This window comes from Bacillus sp. FSL R5-0820, from assembly GCF_038593385.1.
GTDB lineage: Bacteria > Bacillota > Bacilli > Bacillales > Bacillaceae > Bacillus > Bacillus altitudinis.
This window is the reverse complement of the sequence record NZ_CP151991.1, coordinates 2865655-2882066: the sequence shown is the minus strand read 5'-3', so window position 1 is coordinate 2882066 and position 16412 is coordinate 2865655. Positions and strand designations below refer to the sequence as shown.

19 protein-coding genes and 1 pseudogene are annotated in these 16412 nt (G+C 41.9%); 15 read left to right on the top strand and 5 right to left on the bottom strand.

Features of this window, described 5'->3' with window-relative positions:
* Window positions 1-31 precede the first annotated feature (31 nt).
* From NST15_RS14995 to NST15_RS14975, 5 genes are all read left to right on the top strand, one after another.
* Complete coding sequence (locus NST15_RS14995; RefSeq protein WP_060781364.1) at window positions 32-1000, top strand: D-glycerate dehydrogenase; 969 nt, start codon at window positions 32-34, stop codon at window positions 998-1000.
* Between the two features lie 222 nt (window positions 1001-1222).
* Entirely contained in the window at window positions 1223-2524 is a 1302-nt protein-coding gene (locus NST15_RS14990; protein ID WP_281215792.1) for a homoserine dehydrogenase, read from the top strand.
* Entirely contained in the window at window positions 2524-3585 is a 1062-nt protein-coding gene (gene thrC, locus NST15_RS14985; protein ID WP_342498615.1) for a threonine synthase, read from the top strand. Before NST15_RS14990 ends, thrC begins: the two co-directional genes overlap by 1 nt.
* A complete protein-coding gene (gene thrB / locus NST15_RS14980; RefSeq protein ID WP_136944521.1) occupies window positions 3582-4514 on the top strand; it encodes a homoserine kinase in 933 nt (310 codons plus the stop codon). The genes thrC and thrB overlap by 4 nt, the downstream gene beginning before the upstream one ends.
* A gap of 102 nt (window positions 4515-4616) precedes the next feature.
* On the top strand, window positions 4617-6587 hold the full coding sequence (locus tag NST15_RS14975; protein ID WP_342498614.1) for a S9 family peptidase: 1971 nt from the start codon (window positions 4617-4619) through the stop codon (window positions 6585-6587).
* 44 nt (window positions 6588-6631) lie between these two features.
* On the opposite strand, the pseudogene NST15_RS14970 reads toward NST15_RS14975, so the two are convergent.
* Window positions 6632-6931, bottom strand: a pseudogene (locus tag NST15_RS14970) (NifU family protein).
* A 121-nt stretch (window positions 6932-7052) separates the two neighbouring features.
* Here NST15_RS14970 and NST15_RS14965 point away from each other — a divergent pair.
* On the top strand, window positions 7053-7382 hold the full coding sequence (locus NST15_RS14965; protein WP_017367980.1) for a YuzD family protein: 330 nt from the start codon (window positions 7053-7055) through the stop codon (window positions 7380-7382).
* A gap of 100 nt (window positions 7383-7482) precedes the next feature.
* Complete coding sequence (locus tag NST15_RS14960) at window positions 7483-7713, top strand: hypothetical protein (protein ID WP_017367979.1); 231 nt, start codon at window positions 7483-7485, stop codon at window positions 7711-7713.
* Window positions 7714-7761: 48 nt separating this feature from the next.
* On the opposite strand, the gene NST15_RS14955 is transcribed toward NST15_RS14960, so the two are convergent.
* Window positions 7762-8829, bottom strand: a complete 1068-nt coding sequence (locus NST15_RS14955) for an NAD(P)/FAD-dependent oxidoreductase (RefSeq protein ID WP_017367978.1) — start codon at window positions 8827-8829, stop codon at window positions 7762-7764.
* A 255-nt stretch (window positions 8830-9084) separates the two neighbouring features.
* Between NST15_RS14955 and NST15_RS14950 the strand changes: the two genes are divergently transcribed.
* The 3 genes from NST15_RS14950 (at window position 9085) to erpA (ending at window position 10882) form a co-directional block, all read left to right on the top strand.
* Entirely contained in the window at window positions 9085-9321 is a 237-nt protein-coding gene (locus tag NST15_RS14950) for a YuzB family protein (RefSeq protein WP_008346813.1), read from the top strand.
* Window positions 9322-9591: 270 nt separating this feature from the next.
* Entirely contained in the window at window positions 9592-10446 is an 855-nt protein-coding gene (gene dapF / locus NST15_RS14945) for a diaminopimelate epimerase (RefSeq protein WP_116306149.1), read from the top strand.
* Window positions 10447-10519: 73 nt separating this feature from the next.
* A complete protein-coding gene (gene erpA, locus NST15_RS14940) occupies window positions 10520-10882 on the top strand; it encodes an iron-sulfur cluster insertion protein ErpA (protein ID WP_008357254.1) in 363 nt (120 codons plus the stop codon).
* 102 nt (window positions 10883-10984) lie between these two features.
* Here the strand turns inward: erpA and NST15_RS14935 are convergent, their stop codons facing one another.
* Window positions 10985-11404 carry a hypothetical protein gene (locus NST15_RS14935; protein WP_342498613.1) on the bottom strand — a complete coding sequence of 140 codons (420 nt, stop codon included), beginning with the start codon at window positions 11402-11404 and terminating at the stop codon, window positions 10985-10987.
* Between the two features lie 202 nt (window positions 11405-11606).
* Here NST15_RS14935 and NST15_RS14930 point away from each other — a divergent pair, with 202 nt between their 5' ends.
* Window positions 11607-11813 carry a hypothetical protein gene (locus tag NST15_RS14930; RefSeq protein ID WP_008346803.1) on the top strand — a complete coding sequence of 69 codons (207 nt, stop codon included), beginning with the start codon at window positions 11607-11609 and terminating at the stop codon, window positions 11811-11813.
* A gap of 46 nt (window positions 11814-11859) precedes the next feature.
* Here NST15_RS14930 and yumC read toward each other — a convergent pair whose 3' ends face one another.
* On the bottom strand, window positions 11860-12858 hold the full coding sequence (gene yumC, locus NST15_RS14925) for a ferredoxin--NADP reductase 2 (RefSeq protein ID WP_008346801.1): 999 nt from the start codon (window positions 12856-12858) through the stop codon (window positions 11860-11862).
* Window positions 12859-13247: 389 nt separating this feature from the next.
* Between yumC and NST15_RS14920 the strand changes: the two genes are divergently transcribed.
* From NST15_RS14920 to NST15_RS14905, 4 genes are all read left to right on the top strand, one after another.
* Window positions 13248-14465: an NAD(P)/FAD-dependent oxidoreductase gene (locus tag NST15_RS14920; RefSeq protein ID WP_162149727.1), complete on the top strand. Its 1218-nt coding sequence runs from the start codon at window positions 13248-13250 to the stop codon at window positions 14463-14465.
* Between the two features lie 135 nt (window positions 14466-14600).
* A complete protein-coding gene (locus NST15_RS14915; protein WP_008346797.1) occupies window positions 14601-14726 on the top strand; it encodes a YuiA family protein in 126 nt (41 codons plus the stop codon).
* An 81-nt stretch (window positions 14727-14807) separates the two neighbouring features.
* Complete coding sequence (locus NST15_RS14910; RefSeq protein WP_017367973.1) at window positions 14808-15128, top strand: YuiB family protein; 321 nt, start codon at window positions 14808-14810, stop codon at window positions 15126-15128.
* Between the two features lie 99 nt (window positions 15129-15227).
* Complete coding sequence (locus tag NST15_RS14905) at window positions 15228-15872, top strand: 3D domain-containing protein (protein ID WP_007500437.1); 645 nt, start codon at window positions 15228-15230, stop codon at window positions 15870-15872.
* A 40-nt stretch (window positions 15873-15912) separates the two neighbouring features.
* Here the strand turns inward: NST15_RS14905 and NST15_RS14900 are convergent, their stop codons facing one another.
* On the bottom strand, window positions 15913-16389 hold the full coding sequence (locus NST15_RS14900) for a divergent PAP2 family protein (RefSeq protein WP_008346791.1): 477 nt from the start codon (window positions 16387-16389) through the stop codon (window positions 15913-15915).
* Between the last annotated feature and the right edge of the window lie 23 nt (window positions 16390-16412).

Genomic DNA, 16412 nt, shown 5'->3' with positions numbered 1-16412 from the left:
CTTAAAGAAATCAATCAAAGGAGTGTTCTTCTTGACGAAACCGTATGTCTATATCACAAGAAAGCTTGATGAAACAACACTTACACCATTAAAAGAAGTCGCTCATATTGACATGTGGACGAGCGAGGATGAGCCGTGTCCAAGAGAAGAGTTAGAAAAACAAGCTGCTCAAGCAGATGGGCTGCTCACGATGCTGTCAGATCAAGTAGATGAGACACTTTTATCAAATGCTCCAAATCTAAAAGTGGTCGCGAATCTCGCGGTCGGCTATGACAATATTGATCTAAAGGCAGCTAAAAAGCACGGGATCACGGTATGTCATACACCGGACGTCTTAACAGAATCGACAGCTGATTTAGCCTTTGCGCTTTTGATGGCGTCAGCAAGACGAATTGTCGAAGCGAGTGATTGGATTAAGGATGGGAACTGGACAGGCTGGGGGCCGCTTCTTCTAGCCGGTGCGGATGTTCATCATAAAACGTTAGGGATTGTCGGAATGGGCAGTATTGGAACCGCACTTGCCAAGCGGGCAAAAGGTTTTGATATGAATGTTCTTTATCATAATCGTTCAAGAAAGCCAGAAGCAGAAGCGCAGCTAGGTGTGACCTATGCCGCATTTGATGAGCTGCTTACGCAGTCTGATTTCATCGTTTGTTTGACGCCTTTAACACCTGAAACGAAAGAAATGTTTAATAAGAAAGCATTTGAGCAGATGAAGAACACGGCTTACTTCATCAACGTTTCCAGAGGGCAGACGGTAGACGAAGATGCTTTATATGATGCTGTCACGACAGGAAAAATTGCAGGAGCAGGTCTGGATGTATTTAGCAGGGAGCCTGTCAGTCCGGATCACCCGTTAACGTCATTACCAAATGTGACAGTGCTTCCTCATATCGGAAGTGCGAGTGTTGAAACGAGAAAAAACATGATGCATTTATGTGCTGAAAATATTGCGCTTGTCCTGCAAGATCAGCAAGCCAAAACGCCAGTTCAGGCGTAATCTCAAGCTTCCCGGCTTCGGGAGCTTTTCTCACAAAAATATTTTGAAAATATAGAATCTTGATATAAATAGCTGTTAAGCGGTTTCATTCTCATATTCTCTTATTTTATTACCTTGTCAAAATGAGGATACCCCTTTATAATGTGTGTACATTGAATGTCTGTGTTAGGTTAACAAATGTCTTTTTAGAGAGGACATTTACGGAGAAAGGTGGAATTTCAGGTGAAGGCAATTCGAGTTGGACTACTAGGATTAGGAACAGTGGGGAGCGGTGTCGTTAAGATTATTCAAGATCATCAGGATAAATTAATGCACCAAATCGGCTGTCCGGTATTAATACAAAAAGTGCTTGTGAGCAATCCCGATAAAAAAAGAGATGTGGATGTGGCAAGAGAGGTCTTCACAACTGAAGTATACGATGTGATTCGAGATCCAGAGGTCGACGTCATTATTGAAGTGATGGGCGGCATTGAAGAGACAAAACAATATTTAATAGATGCATTAAATGAGAAGAAGCATGTCATTACAGCCAATAAGGATTTAATGGCGCTATATGGCTCAGAGCTTTTACATGTAGCAAAAGAAAACGGCTGTGACCTTTACTATGAAGCAAGTGTCGCAGGTGGGATTCCGATTTTGCGTACACTAGAGGAAGGTTTAGCCTCTGACCGCATCACAAAAATGATGGGAATCGTGAACGGGACAACGAACTTTATTTTAACAAAAATGAATGTCGATAAAAGCGCGTATGAAGATGTATTAAAAGAAGCGCAGGATCTTGGCTTTGCAGAAGCAGATCCGACGGCGGATGTAGAAGGACTGGATGCGGCAAGAAAGATGGCCATCCTGGCAAGACTCGGCTTTTCCATGAATGTAGACTTAGAGGATGTGAAAGTGAAAGGCATCTCTGACATCTCTGATGAGGACATTAATTTCAGTAAACGTTTTGGCTATACAATGAAGCTGATTGGAATTGCCCAAAGGGACGGAGAGAAAGTGGAGGTCAGCGTACAGCCAACTTTACTTCCTGATCATCACCCGTTATCTTCTGTCAACAATGAATTTAATGCTGTCTATGTTTACGGAAGTGCTGTCGGAGAAACGATGTTTTACGGACCTGGAGCAGGCAGCCTGCCAACGGCAACAGCTGTTGTCTCTGATTTAGTCGCTGTTATGAAAAACATGCGTCTTGGTGTGAATGGCAGTGGATTTATTGCACCGCAATTTGAGAAGAAAATCAAATCATCATCCGAAGTATTTGCTCAGCAATTTTTAAGAATACATGTGAGAGATCAAGTCGGAGCTTTCTCCCGCATTACATCCATTTTTTCTGAAAGAGGCATCAGCTTTGAAAAGATCCTTCAGCTTCCTGTCAAAGGGCATGATGAGCTGGCTGAAATTGTGATTATTACACATCAAACATCAGAAGAAGATTTCTCAAATATCCTGCAAACATTAAACGATCTCGACGTGGTGGTTCAAGTTAAGAGCACGTACCGAGTAGAAGGGAACGGTTTAAGCTGATGAAGTGGAATGGACTCATTGAAGAATTTCAAGAATTTTTACCAGTAAACGAACAAACACCTAAACTAACATTAAATGAAGGAAACACACCGCTGATTCATCTCGCAAAGCTATCTGAAAAGCTTGGGATTGAACTTCATGTGAAAACAGAAGGCGTCAACCCTACAGGTTCTTTTAAGGATCGCGGGATGGTCATGGCCGTCGCAAAGGCAAAAGAAGAAGGTAATGATACGATCATGTGTGCATCGACAGGGAATACGTCTGCAGCAGCGGCAGCTTATGCGACGCGCGCTGATATGAAATGTATTGTCATCATTCCAGATGGAAAAATTGCCTTCGGTAAGCTGGCGCAGGCTGTCATGTACGGAGCAGAGATCATTGCCATTGACGGCAACTTTGATGATGCACTTAAAATTGTCCGCAGCATCTGTGAAAAAGCACCGATCGCACTTGTTAACTCCGTCAATCCATACCGAATTGAAGGACAAAAAACAGCGGCATTTGAAATCTGTGAGCAGCTAGGCTCCGCACCGGACGTACTGGCGATTCCTGTTGGGAATGCGGGGAATATTACAGCGTACTGGAAAGGCTTCAAAGAATATCATGAGAAAAAAGGCACTGGACTGCCAGTCATGCGTGGTTTTGAAGCAGAAGGTGCTGCAGCCATCGTTCGAAATGAAGTCATTGAGCAGCCAGAAACAGTCGCAACAGCCATTCGCATCGGAAACCCTGCAAGCTGGAAACAAGCTGTAGCAGCGGCAGATGAATCGAACGGGAAAATTGATGAAGTGACAGATGAAGAAATTCTTCATGCCTATCAATTGATCGCACGTGAAGAAGGTGTGTTTGCAGAGCCAGGCTCTTGTGCATCAATTGCAGGTGTACTCAAACAAGTGAAATCTGGAGAAATTAAGCCAGGCAGTAAAGTCGTCGCTGTACTGACAGGAAACGGATTAAAAGATCCGAATACGGCGATTGATATTTCGCACATCAAACCGGTCACACTGGATGCAGATGAAGATCAAATTCTGGAACATTTAGAAAAGGCCGCACGCGTATGAGTAACGCCTCCATGCTTTTTTCAATCACAGTACCGGGAAGCACTGCCAACTTAGGACCAGGCTTTGACTCAGTCGGAATGGCGCTCAGCCGCTATTTAAAGCTATCGGTCTATGACCATGATAGCTGGCTGTTTGAAGCAGAAACAGATGTCGTGTCTGGTATTCCATCAGGCACCGATAACCTGATCTACCAAACAGCTAAAAAGGTCGCAGATGACTTTGGAAAAACACTCCCGCCTGTTCATGTCAAAGTGTGGAGTGATATTCCATTAGCAAGGGGGCTGGGCAGCAGCGCTGCTGCCATTGTCGCCGCTATTGAGCTCGCCAATCAGCTGCTTGAATTAAAGATGACCGATGATCAGAAGCTCTTTTTTGCAAGTGAGGTAGAAGGTCATCCAGATAATGCGGGTGCCTCTTTATTCGGTGGTTTACTCATCGGTCTTCATGAAGAAGACAAGACACATGCCGTTAAAGTGCAGCATGTGGATGTAGATGTCGTCGTCGTGATTCCTTTTTATGAAGTACTCACAAAGGATGCCCGTGATGTCCTGCCAGAGGATTTTTCCTATAAACAGGCCGTGAGCGCGAGTGCAGTGAGTAACGTCCTTGTCGCCGCCTTAATGACGCAGAACTGGCCGCTTGTAGGGGAAATGATGAATAAAGATTTATTTCATCAGCCATACCGCACGATGCTTGTCCCAGAGCTATCAAAGGTGGAGCACGTTGCTTCATTAAAAGGCGCATATGGAACAGCATTAAGCGGTGCTGGGCCGACCATTTTGACCTTAGTGGAAAAAGGAAAGGGAGAAGCGCTGAAAAAGCAGCTTGCCCAAAATTTCCCGCATTGTGAAGTAGATGTGCTGACGGTGCCGGTAGAAGGTGTCATCGTCGAGCATCATTCTGTGAATCAAATGAAGAACGTGCTATAAATGAGCACGTTCTTTTTTTATCCTTGTTTTTCACAACAAAAGCAGGGATTATTATTTAGAGAAGCGAACTATTTTTGATACATAAAAGGGGGAGATCTATTGATGAAGAAATTGATAACAGCAGAGGATTTAACGCAAATCGTGTCTGTTTCTCATCCAGTCTATTCACCAGATGGAAAAAAGGCTGTTTTTACAAAAGTATCGGTGAATGAAAAAAAGGATGATTACAATATTCATTTATGGGTTCGAGATGAAGAGACAGGGGAGCTGTCTCAATGGACATTTGATGATGGAAAGCATCATCAACCAGCATGGTCAAAAGACGGAAAGCAGCTTGCGTTTATTTTGCAGAAGCCAAAGGAAGTCCCTCAGCTCGCACTCATTCAGAGCGATGGCGGCGGAATTCGTACCTTAACGAATATTCCGTACGGCGTCTCTCATCCTGTATTTTCACCGGATGGAGCGTTCATTTATGCAGCGGTCTCATTAAAACAAGATGAATCTGTTCATGATGAAAAAAAAGAAGAGCGTGATGACTTTGCTCCGGCAGTATATGATGATTTGACTTATAAAGCAGATGGCAGAGGCTTTTTAGACGGGCGGCTGACGCAAATTGTACAAATCGATGTCTGCTCAGGGGAGGTAGAGACGGTTACGAGTGAGCAGCAGCATCATGTGAATCATGTCGTCTCTCCTTGCGGGAAGTGGCTCGCCTATATTCAATCCAACCCGCAGACGTTTTACATAAGTGATATCTGTCTCCTGTCATTAGAGGACGGTACATCCAAGAAAATCACCCAATCAACAGGCGCTTACTCGACCGTATCATTTTCTCCAAATGGAGAAAGCCTTTTGTACATTGGACACGAGCGTGAATTCCAAAATGCGACCTTCCCATCATTGTGGCTGTATGATCTGAAGGAGAAAAAGACCGTTCAACTGTCAGAAATGCTCGATATGTATGTTGGTAACTGTATGGCAGGGGATAGTGTCATGGGTGAAGCCAATCAGCTTCCGCAATGGACGAAGGATAGTCAGGGGTTTTATGCGCTTGTTTCTGATCAAGGGAGTACCGGGATTTATTATTTCTCTATTGAAGGCTTAGCTTATCCCGTTCGTTTAGAGGCAGAACATGTGACGAATTTCAGTCTTCATCCAGATGAATCAAAAATGCTGATCAGCCGTCTTTCACCTGTCTCGCCTAGTGAGCTGTATGAGCTGACTTTAGGAGAATCCTCACTCAAGCAAATCACGTTTGAGCATGATGACTTTCTAAAGGAACATGTCATATCCGAACCTGAACCAATTTCTTTCCAGTCAAAAGAAGGAGACGTTGTACATGGCTGGTTTATGAAGCCTGCTCAGATGGAAGAGGGGAAGACATATCCACTTATCTTAGAAATTCATGGCGGGCCGCATGCGATGTACGGTCATACGTATTTTCATGAATTTCAAATGCTCACCGCTGAAGGGTATGCGATTGTGTACATCAACCCTCATGGCAGTCATGGATACGGACAGATGTTTACAGACCGGGTAAGAGGCAGCTATGGTGACGTTGATTATGGGGATGTCATGCTGGCTGTTGATCATGTGCTCGAAGCCTATGACTTCCTTGATGAAACAAGGCTTGGCGTAACAGGCGGCAGCTATGGCGGTTTTATGACCAACTGGATTGTCGGACAGACAGACCGTTTCCGTGCAGCTGTTACACAGCGTTCCATCTCGAACTGGATTAGCTTTTATGGCATCAGTGATATCGGCTATTTCTTTACAAAATGGCAGGTGGATGGGGATATTTATGATTCGGTTGATAAGCTATGGGATCGTTCGCCGCTAAAGTATGTAAAACAGGTGAACACACCGCTCCTCATCCTGCACAGTGATGAAGACTACCGCTGCCCAGTCGATCAAGGAGAGCAGCTTTTTGTGGCATTGAAGGAGCTTGGAAAAGACACGAGATTAGTCAAGTTTCCTAAGGCTTCTCATGATTTATCCAGAAGTGGCCACCCTGGGCAGCGTATTCAAAGACTGACCTTTATTCAAGAATGGTTTAGAGAGAAATTATCCTAATTAAAAAACGACCCAGTAAGGGTCGTTTTCATGTCATATATGAATTAGAAAACCTGTTCAACTTCTACAACGCCAGGTACTTCTTCTAATAATGCGCGCTCAATACCGGCTTTCAATGTAATGGTTGAACTTGGGCAGCTGCCGCATGCACCAAGAAGGCGTAATTTCACAATGCCATCTTCAATGTCTACAAGCTCACAGTCTCCACCATCACGTAATAGAAATGGACGAAGTTTGTCCAGTACTTCCTGTACTTGGTCTTTCATTTCGACTTCAGTCATTAGATATAATCGCTCCTTTCACAACATATCACCATTATATTCATCTGGACGATAAAAATCTATTGATTGGTTTCAAAGTTTCCTTCTCATTATAGCACAATCTCATCTTGAAACAAAAAGTGATTTTGACTTTTTTCATACAGAAAATTCAGCTAAAATAAAGAAAGAATAGGGGGCTTGTCAAATGAACAAAACCGTTGATCTTTATGTATATGGAAGAGATGTCCTGTGCGCTAGTTGCGTGAATCTGCCTTCTTCAAAAGATACATTTGAGTGGCTAGATGCAGCATTAAAACGAAAATATCCAAATCAGCCGTTTCGCATCACATATATCGATATTGAGCACCCGCCTGAAAACGAACGCCAAAAAGAATTGTCTGAACGAATTCTTGATGATGAATTCTTTTATCCGCTTGTCCTTGTTGAGGATCAAATTGTTGGAGAGGGCAATCCGAAATTAAAAGATATTTATCAAGAAATGGAGAAATACGGGTACCGAGAGAGCAGTGAATGAGCTGTTCTTTTTTCAGGAAAATAAACAGAACAAACGTTCCTTTTTAGGTTGATTTAGAACGTTTGTTCGGTTATAATGAGATGAAAGGAGCGTGAGCATCATGAATTATTTACTAAAACAATCTCTTCATCAACAAATACCGATTGATATGATTTATATGAAGAAAAATGGAGAGTGTTCGAAACGAAAAATCATTGTACATCGTCAAACTGAACAGTTCATACAAGCGTATTGTTTATCGAAGAAGACGATCAGAACGTTTCGTAAAGACTGCATCCTTGCGCTTGCTCCTATCAAAGTGAACCATCCATCGGTACATGCCGTTTCATAATAAAAGCTCCTTCATTAGAAGGAGCTTTGAGAAAAAATTCATATCATTTTATCCATTGTGATGCTTGTACATCCAAAGAAGTCCAGATTTTAAGAGTCTTGGAACACGACCAACAAGTGGACGATCCGCCACTAAACCAAAGCCGGCTTTTTTCCCTAAAGAGCCGAGTACGCCTTTTAACTTAAACTGCGGGTAAGCCTCAGGAAGCGGCTCGTTCTTCCAGCGTTTCTGTAGAGATTGCACAATTTGCTCTGCCTGTGCCTCGGCAAGCTGTGCACTTGGTGCGTGCGGCAAGCTTGCGCAGTCACCTACGACATAGACATGCTCATCTCCAGGGAGATTGTGATGAGGAGTTAAGACGACACGGCCTTGTGCATCTTTTTCAACATCCATATCTCGCACGACTTTACTTGGCTGAATTCCTGCTGTCCACACGATGACATCTGCTTCAATGGCATCGTCATGGTTGTACACAACTCCTTCTTCAACCTTTGTAATATTGGCGCAGTTAATGATCTTTACATCATTTTCTTCAAACCATTTTTGTACATATAAACTTAATCTTTTTGGGAAACTGGAAAGAATCAGTTCTCCGCGGTCAAAAAGAATGATGTTTAAATCAGAACGGCTTTCACGTAGTTCACTGGCTAGCTCTACCCCGCTAAGTCCAGCACCGACGATACCAACCGTTGCACCTGCACTCAAATTGTTTAATTTGTTATACGCAAGCCTTGACTGATCAATGGTTTGAATGCTGTATGTATGTTCTTTCGCCCCAGGGACATTGTGATACTTGTCCTCACAGCCGAGTCCGATTACCGTATCATCATATGGAATCGGTTCACGGTCGCTAAATAAGATCTGTTTGTTTTCAATATCAATTTTTTCTACTTCCCCGTATTGAATATCCAGCTTCGGATGCTCTGGAAAAGATACTCGAATGTGATGATCAGAGATCGTTCCAGCAGCAAGTGCATAATATTCTGTTTTTAAACAGTGGTAAGGATTTCGATCAATTAATGTGATAGTAACATCATCAGGTAATTGATTTGGCAATAAGCGGTGGAGAACCCGCATATTCCCGTAACCTCCGCCGATCAAGACTAAATTTTTCATGACGATTCTCCTTTTCCCCCTAGACATTGAAAAACACTTATACTAAAAAACTTTAAGTTAAAATACCAAATAAAATTATATCGAATTTACTGTGAAACCACAATAATTGTTTCAAAATAACCTACATATTCATTACTTAGTCCTAAATAGTAAAACATTTTACGGGGAATAGGCGTAACGATTTATTGAAGCTCATGTTTTGACTAATAGAAGGAATTTCGGTAGGATAGTAAGGCAAATGTGAGGTGAAGCACAGTGTTTCCACTGATCGAATTTTGTGTAAGTAATCTTGCACAAGGGTCTCAAGAAGCAAAAGAGAAGCTAGAAAAAGACCCAAACTTAGATGTAATGGAATACGGCTGTTTAAGCTACTGCGGCAAATGTATGGACTCCCCATTTGCGCTTGTGAATGGAGAATTTGTTTCAGGAGAAAATGCAGAGCAGCTAGTCGAGCGTATTTATGCTTTTATAGAGGAAAACGACATGTTTTAAATGCACCACATGGGTCATGAGGTGCATTTTTTTCATATATTCAGTTTCCGTTTTTTAGGAAAAAGTGTAGAAAGCGCATCCAATATGTTATGCTAATAAAATATCATCAAAATGAAGCATCACACGAGAGAAAAAGGGGCATATGCATAATAAAAGCCCTTTGCCATGGCAGCAAAGAGCTTCTATGTATGAAAAACGGGGGATGATAAGATTGTCTCCTGAATCGACTCCTTTTATACTATAAAGAAACAACATTTTTGGAGGACGCTCATGACATCATTTCAATTCACGAAAATGCACGGACTAGGAAACAATTATATATACGTCAATCAGATGAAGGAACAGCTTCCAGAAGAGCAGCTGTCAGAGATAGCGATCCGCGTTTCTTCTGTTTATACAGGTATCGGTTCAGACGGAATGATCCTCATTTGCCCATCAGATGTTGCGCCTGTGAAGATGCGCATTTTCAACAATGATGGATCTGAGGGGAAAAACTGCGGTAACGGTCTGCGTTGCGTGGCAAAATATGTGTATGAGCATCAAATCGTAACAGACACAACGTTCCAGATTGAGACATTGTCAGGACTCGTTGAGGCGACCGTTCATGTGCAGGATGGTCATGTTCAGTTAGTGACAGTAGATATGGGTAAACCTCGTTTTGAAAAAGAAGCGATACCAATGCTTGGTGAACCGGCCAGTACAACGATTAATGAACCGCTTGATTTTGGCACGACGACCTTAAATGGAACAGCTGTTTCAATGGGGAATCCCCATATCGTTTTCTATTTAGAAGACATTGAACAGGCGCCGCTTGATTCACTTGGGCCAATCATTGAAAAGCATGACATGTTTCCAGAAGGCGTCAATGTAGAATTTGTGGAACGTGTCAGTGAAACAGAACTGCATTTTCGCGTGTGGGAAAGAGGATCAGGGATTACGCAAGCGTGCGGAACAGGAGCATGTGCTGCGGCTGTATCAACGATTGTGAATGGACATGCGAAAAAAGAAACGGATATGACCGTTCATCTAGCTGGCGGAGACCTCATCATTCGCTGGAAAGACAATGACCATGTGCTGATGACAGGACCTGCTGAAACGATTTGTGACGGCACATTCTATCTCTAAACCATTTATTTGAGAAAAGGCAACATCACGTTTATAATTGAAAAGAAACATCCAGTCAAAAGGAGGGATGATCGTGAGTACACCAGTAACGATTACAGAAGCTGCTGCATTGCAGATTAAAGATATGATGAAAGAACATGAAGAAGAAAATGCGTTCCTGCGAGTGGGCGTAAAAGGCGGCGGCTGCAGCGGTCTTTCATACGGGATGGGCTTTGACCATGAAGTCTCAGAGAAAGACACGCAGTTCGAACAGCACGGCATCAAGGTTCTTGTCGACTCCGAAAGCCTTGACATCATGAACGGCACCATCATTGATTTCAAACAATCACTAATGGGCGGCGGTTTCACGATTGACAATCCGAACGCCATCGCGTCATGCGGATGCGGTTCTTCGTTCAGAACAGCCACGAATACCGGTACGCCGGAAGAGTGTTAATATCTGATCATGGATAAAGATAAGCCTTCTTGTTTGTTTGCTTTATGAACAAGAAGGCTTTTTTTAAAGACAAATATAAAAGAGATGCTCGTTCAGCATCTCTTATTCCATTGCTTCTTCTATTTTCAATAGTTCTTTATCCAAGACATCTACCAACTCTTCGGTGCTAAACAAATAGATCACCACTTCTTTATTGCCATCTTCCACATGAACTTCAACCTCAATTTTCATATTGGCTGGTTCTCCAAGATACATTACTTTAAAAGTGCTCATTCTTTTTGTTTCGTTGTTTTTATTCATTTTTTGAACGTTGGTGAGTATCTGTTTGATTTCTTGATTACTCAAACCAGAATCCAAAATCGAAGTGGACACATGTGTTAAAAAAGGTTCTAGCTGATCAACATCCATATTCGATCCGGCAGCGAATTGAGCATAATGTTTGTTATAATCTTTTGCGAACACTTCTACTGAGCCGCCAATCATCAGTAACAAGCTCAAACTAATCATGAAACGCTTTATCATCTTTCCACCTATCCTTCATGACAATCTTCTACTTCTTATATCGGTTGAACCAATCAAACCTTCATTCATTCCATTCCTTCTTAAACAATTTGTAAATCGCTCAATTTTGTTACAGCTTGTCCTCACAACTGGCTATTTCCCCTCGAAAAGAGTATCATGAGAACCAAACATATACTGTCATCAGAAAAGAGGTTGCTGAGGTTTGAGTGAACAAATCAATTGCAGGAACTGTCATGAACTGATTCCGTATCGTTCAAAAACATGTCCGTCTTGCGGGATAGACAAGCCGCTTCCGAAAAAGGAACGTGTGAAGGATCGGGTAATTTTGGTTGTGGCAGGAATTGTTGTGGTGTTACTTGCTGCAATGGTACTTGGAATGGCGAATGCCTATATTGGGATTTTTAAATAAACAAAAAAGGAGTTCCGCAGATGGAACTCCTTTTTTTGATCCGTTCTTATTTATTTTCAAATAAGCTTGTGGAATGGAGCGGCTGTACACGGGCTTTCGGGTCCATGTAGGCTTTCGCGTTGTTCACAGCAGTTGGTGCTTCACCAAATCCGCTTGCGATTAATTTGACTTTTCCTTCATACGTACAGATGTCTCCTGCCGCATAGAAGCCTTCGATGTTTGTTTCCATCGTGGATTTGACCACGATAGAGTTCTTTTCGATTTCAAGGCCCCATTGTTTGATTGGTCCAAGGGAGGAAACAAAACCGAAGTTGACGATCACATCGTCCACATCTAGTACTTGTTTTTTATCGCCTTTCACTTCTTCAAGTACAATTTGTTCAATGCGTTCTTCACCAATGAGCTCAGTTGGCACAAATGGTGTCAGCACATTGACTTTCGAGTTGTGCAAGTTTTCTACACTGTGCTCATGTGCACGGAATTTATCACGACGGTGAATAATCGACACTTCTTTTGCGATTGGCTCAAGCATCAGTGCCCAGTCAACCGCAGAGTCTCCACCGCCAAGAACAGCAACACGTCTGCCAGCGAATTGGTTCAGGTCATTGATGAAGTAATGCAGGTTGCTTCCTTCAAATGATTCTGCTGCATCTAGCTCAAGCTTTCTCGGTTGGAATGCACCGTTACCAGCTGTAATGATGATTGTTTTTGAATAATGAACCTCTTGGTTTGTAACGAGTTTGAAAATACCGTCTGCTTGTTTTTCAACCGTTTCCACAGCTTGCTCTAAGCAAATGGTTTGATCAAATTTATCCATTTGTTCCTTTAAATTATCAACTAATTCTTGTGCGCGGATTTTTGGGAAACCAGCCACATCATAAATGTATTTTTCAGGGTAAAGAGCGGATAGTTGACCGCCGAGCTGAGGAAGGCTTTCAATGATTTTCACACTTGCCTGTCTCATGCCTCCGTAAAACGCAGTAAACAATCCGACTGGGCCGCCCCCGATAACGGTAATGTCATATACCTTAGAATCTTCTTGCATTCCTTAATCCTCCCAAATGAAAATTGTTATCACTATATCATATCATACCACATATCGTCGTTTGACTTGTTTTGAAAAACTTGTCGTTTTTTGATGCCGATGCTGTGAAAAGGGGAAAAAAGAGAGAAAGACCGTTTATCCTAATGATTTTCAGTTTAAAGCCTTGAAAAAAGGAGCAGAACTCGCTATTATTGTTAAGGGAACTAAATATTAATTTTTTATGAATTTTTGTCGGATACGGTCAAATGCTTTCGTTTTTTGTAGGTGAAAGTTCAGATTTTCACATACTTATTTTTTGTTTAAATTTCATAAAATGCCGCAAAGCGGTTGAGAATAACGATATGTAATTCTTTATCCGTTTTACAGCAAATTTAAAAAAGGTGGATGTGATTCCAGTGAATAAACCGAAAATCGTTGTATTAGGTGCAGGTTATGGCGGATTAATGACTGTAACAAGATTAACAAAACAGCTTGGCACAAATGATGCGGACATTACTCTTGTGAACAAGCATAATTATCATTACGAAACAACATGGTTACATGAAGCAAGTGCAGGTACTCTTCATCATGACCGTTGTCGTTATCAAATCAAAGATGTGATTAACAGTTCCCGTGTCAACTTTGTACAAGCAACAGTTGAAAGCATTAATAAGGAAGAGAAGAAAGTTGTGACATCAGATGGCGAACTTTCTTATGACTACCTTGTTGTTGCGCTTGGTGCTGTTCCTGAAACATTTGGTATTGCAGGACTGAAAGAATATGCATTCTCAATCTCTAACATTAACTCTGCTCGTCAGCTTCGTGAGCATATTGAGCTTCAATTTGCGACTTATAATACAGATGCTGAAAAGCGTCCAGAGCGTCTGACAATCGTTGTCGGCGGTGCAGGCTTCACAGGTATTGAGTTCCTTGGTGAGCTTGGAAACCGTGTACCTGAGCTTTGCAAAGAGTATGATATTGATCAAAAAGACGTGCGTATTATCTGTGTAGAAGCTGCACCAACAGCTCTTCCAGGATTTGATCCTGAATTGATCGACTATGCGATGAACTACCTTCAAGGTAAAGGTGTTGAGTTCAAAATCGGTACAGCGATCAAAGAATGTACGCCTGAAGGCATCATTGTTGGAAAAGACGATGATACAGAAGAAATCAAAGCTGAAACTGTTGTATGGGCTGCTGGTGTACGTGGTAACCCAATCGTTGAAGAAGCTGGATTTGAAAACATGCGCGGCCGCGTAAAAGTGTCTCCAGATCTTCGTGTACCAGAAAATGAAGATGTATTCATCATCGGTGACTGCTCATTAATCATCAATGAAGAAATTAATCGTCCATATCCACCTACTGCACAAATTGCGATGCAGCAAGGTGAAACAGTAGCGAAAAACCTTGCAGCACTAGTAAAAGGTGGCACGCTTGAAAGCTTTAAGCCAGACATCAAAGGAACAGTTGCTTCTCTTGGTGAACACGACGCTGTAGGTGTTGCGTTTGGTAAAAAACTTCAAGGAACAAAAGCTTCTGCAATGAAAAAAATCATCGACAACCGTTCATTATTCATGGTTGGCGGACCAGGACTTGTTCTGAAAAAAGGAAAATTCAAGTTCTTCTAAACCGATATAGACAAAAACGTGTATCCCTGTGGTACACGTTTTTTCATGTTTTACGGAATATTTTCTCACTTGGTACTGGACAGAAAAATATGTTATGATTAATTATCAGAAAATTTAGATTAAGGAGTGAGCAATATGAATGCACAAACGAAAGAAAAAAAGTCAACTTGTCAGTATTGTTCAGGAAAAGGGTATTTTCAGTTATTGCTCGGCGGATCAGAAACATGTGAGGAATGTAAAGGGACAGGAAAGAAGCATTAATCTTACGGCTTTTTCCATTGATTGACTTCATCTCTATTTCCAAGTTAAACTAATGATGGGATATTTGGGGGTGGAGATGAAGTGATCAGTTTACCAGTCGTTATCATTTCAGTTATTTTATTTTTCGTGTTATTCTTCGGCATTGGCTTTTTGCTGAATATGCTGCTGAGAATGTCATGGATTATGGCAATTTTATATCCAATTGTATGCCTTTTCATTATCAATAATCAAAAGATGATCGCTTATGTAAGAGAACCAGGTATTGCTTTTTCCGGGATAGGAGACCGCATCGTTTCTCTTGCTGCGGCAGATATCATCATTTTATTAAGTGGTCTAGTTGGTGCCATTGCCTCAGGTTTTGTCATCAATGCCCTTCGTAAAAGAGGCTATCAAATGTTTTAACTCACTTGTCTACACGCAAGTGGGTTTTTTTGTTTCTCCTTTGCATAGTTTCCATTTTGTTTGGAAACAAATAGATGGGTAGAGGAGTGACAAATAGAGATGAAAACATGGATGAAACGATTGTTCATGACAGCCCTGTTTATGCTTGCCTTGATGACAAGCTTTACGGGCATATCTGGCGTAGAGCCAAGTGATTTAGCTGCATGGGTGAAAGAGACCGATGCCGGTAAGCACGTATCTTCTTTTTTAAAGCATCCAAAAAGGCAGACGATGGCGGTGAAAAGTGACGATTTGCGAGCTGTTTCTCTCGAAGAAGCATTTAATTGGAACGATTATCCGAAGCAAAAGGTTGTCGCCACAGGTTATACAGCAGGTGTAGAATCAACAGGTAAGACGAAAGAACATCATGCATATGGCATTACATATTCAGGCGTCAAAGTAAAACGTGATTTATATTCAACCGTGGCAGCGGACCCATCTGTCTTTCCGATAGGAACTGTCCTGTTTATCCCTAATTATGGCTATGGTGTAGTCGCAGATACTGGGAAAGCGATTAAAGGTCATAAGCTTGATTTATATTATGAAACGGTTGATGATGTGTATAGAGAATGGGGTAAAAAAGTGCTGGACGTTTATGTGATTAAAAAGGGTGAAGGAACGCTGACAGAAAAAGACTTAAATCAGTTGAATGAAGCGGAATCGATGCAAGTGTTCCGGCAGCAGTTTCAAGCCAATAAAGAATAAAAAAGCTTTGGATCTCAAAAGGTCCAAAGCTTTTTCGCTTCTACATGAAGTAATAATCTAAGATGAGAGTGAGCAAGATTCCTGTTAAGCCGCCGAAGAAGACTTCGATTGGCTTATGCCCAAGAAGCTCTTTCAATTTCTTTTGCTTCTCTTTTTCTTCCGCATTTGGGAAGTTCTTTGCCTCGGCAACAAACCGGTTAAAATCTGTGACCAGTTTGTTTAGGACAGTTGCCTGTTCTCCTGCCTGTCTGCGAACACCAGTCGCATCAAACATTGTAATAATGGCAAAGATGGCGGAAATGGCAAAAATAGATGTTCCTAGCCCGTGCTCTAAAGCAACTGCTGTTGAGAGTGCTGTTACTGCTGCGGAGTGTGAACTTGGCATTCCGCCTGTGCTTGTAATGAGCGACCAATCTAGTCGTCTAGAAATGATAAATTGAATCGGTACTTTTACAAATTGTGCAAAAAAGATGGCTGCAAGGCTGGCAAGCAGCGGAAAATTCGTCAGTACGCTCATGAACAAGAAACATCCTCTCTTTA

Bases quoted from the DNA above. Each gene is read 5' to 3' on its own strand.
- thrC (WP_342498615.1), top strand. From the start codon at position 2,524: ATGAAGTGGAATGGACTCATTGAAGAATTTCAAGAATTTTTACCAGTA.
- thrB (WP_136944521.1), top strand. From the start codon at position 3,582: ATGAGTAACGCCTCCATGCTTTTTTCAATCACAGTACCGGGAAGCACT.
- NST15_RS14975 (WP_342498614.1), top strand. From the start codon at position 4,617: ATGAAGAAATTGATAACAGCAGAGGATTTAACGCAAATCGTGTCTGTT.
- NST15_RS14965 (WP_017367980.1), top strand. From the start codon at position 7,053: ATGAACAAAACCGTTGATCTTTATGTATATGGAAGAGATGTCCTGTGC.
- NST15_RS14960 (WP_017367979.1), top strand. From the start codon at position 7,483: ATGAATTATTTACTAAAACAATCTCTTCATCAACAAATACCGATTGAT.
- NST15_RS14955 (WP_017367978.1), bottom strand. From the start codon at position 8,829: ATGAAAAATTTAGTCTTGATCGGCGGAGGTTACGGGAATATGCGGGTT.
- dapF (WP_116306149.1), top strand. From the start codon at position 9,592: ATGACATCATTTCAATTCACGAAAATGCACGGACTAGGAAACAATTAT.
- NST15_RS14935 (WP_342498613.1), bottom strand. From the start codon at position 11,404: ATGATAAAGCGTTTCATGATTAGTTTGAGCTTGTTACTGATGATTGGC.
- yumC (WP_008346801.1), bottom strand. From the start codon at position 12,858: ATGCAAGAAGATTCTAAGGTATATGACATTACCGTTATCGGGGGCGGC.
- NST15_RS14915 (WP_008346797.1), top strand. From the start codon at position 14,601: ATGAATGCACAAACGAAAGAAAAAAAGTCAACTTGTCAGTATTGTTCA.
- NST15_RS14905 (WP_007500437.1), top strand. From the start codon at position 15,228: ATGAAAACATGGATGAAACGATTGTTCATGACAGCCCTGTTTATGCTT.
- NST15_RS14900 (WP_008346791.1), bottom strand. From the start codon at position 16,389: ATGAGCGTACTGACGAATTTTCCGCTGCTTGCCAGCCTTGCAGCCATC.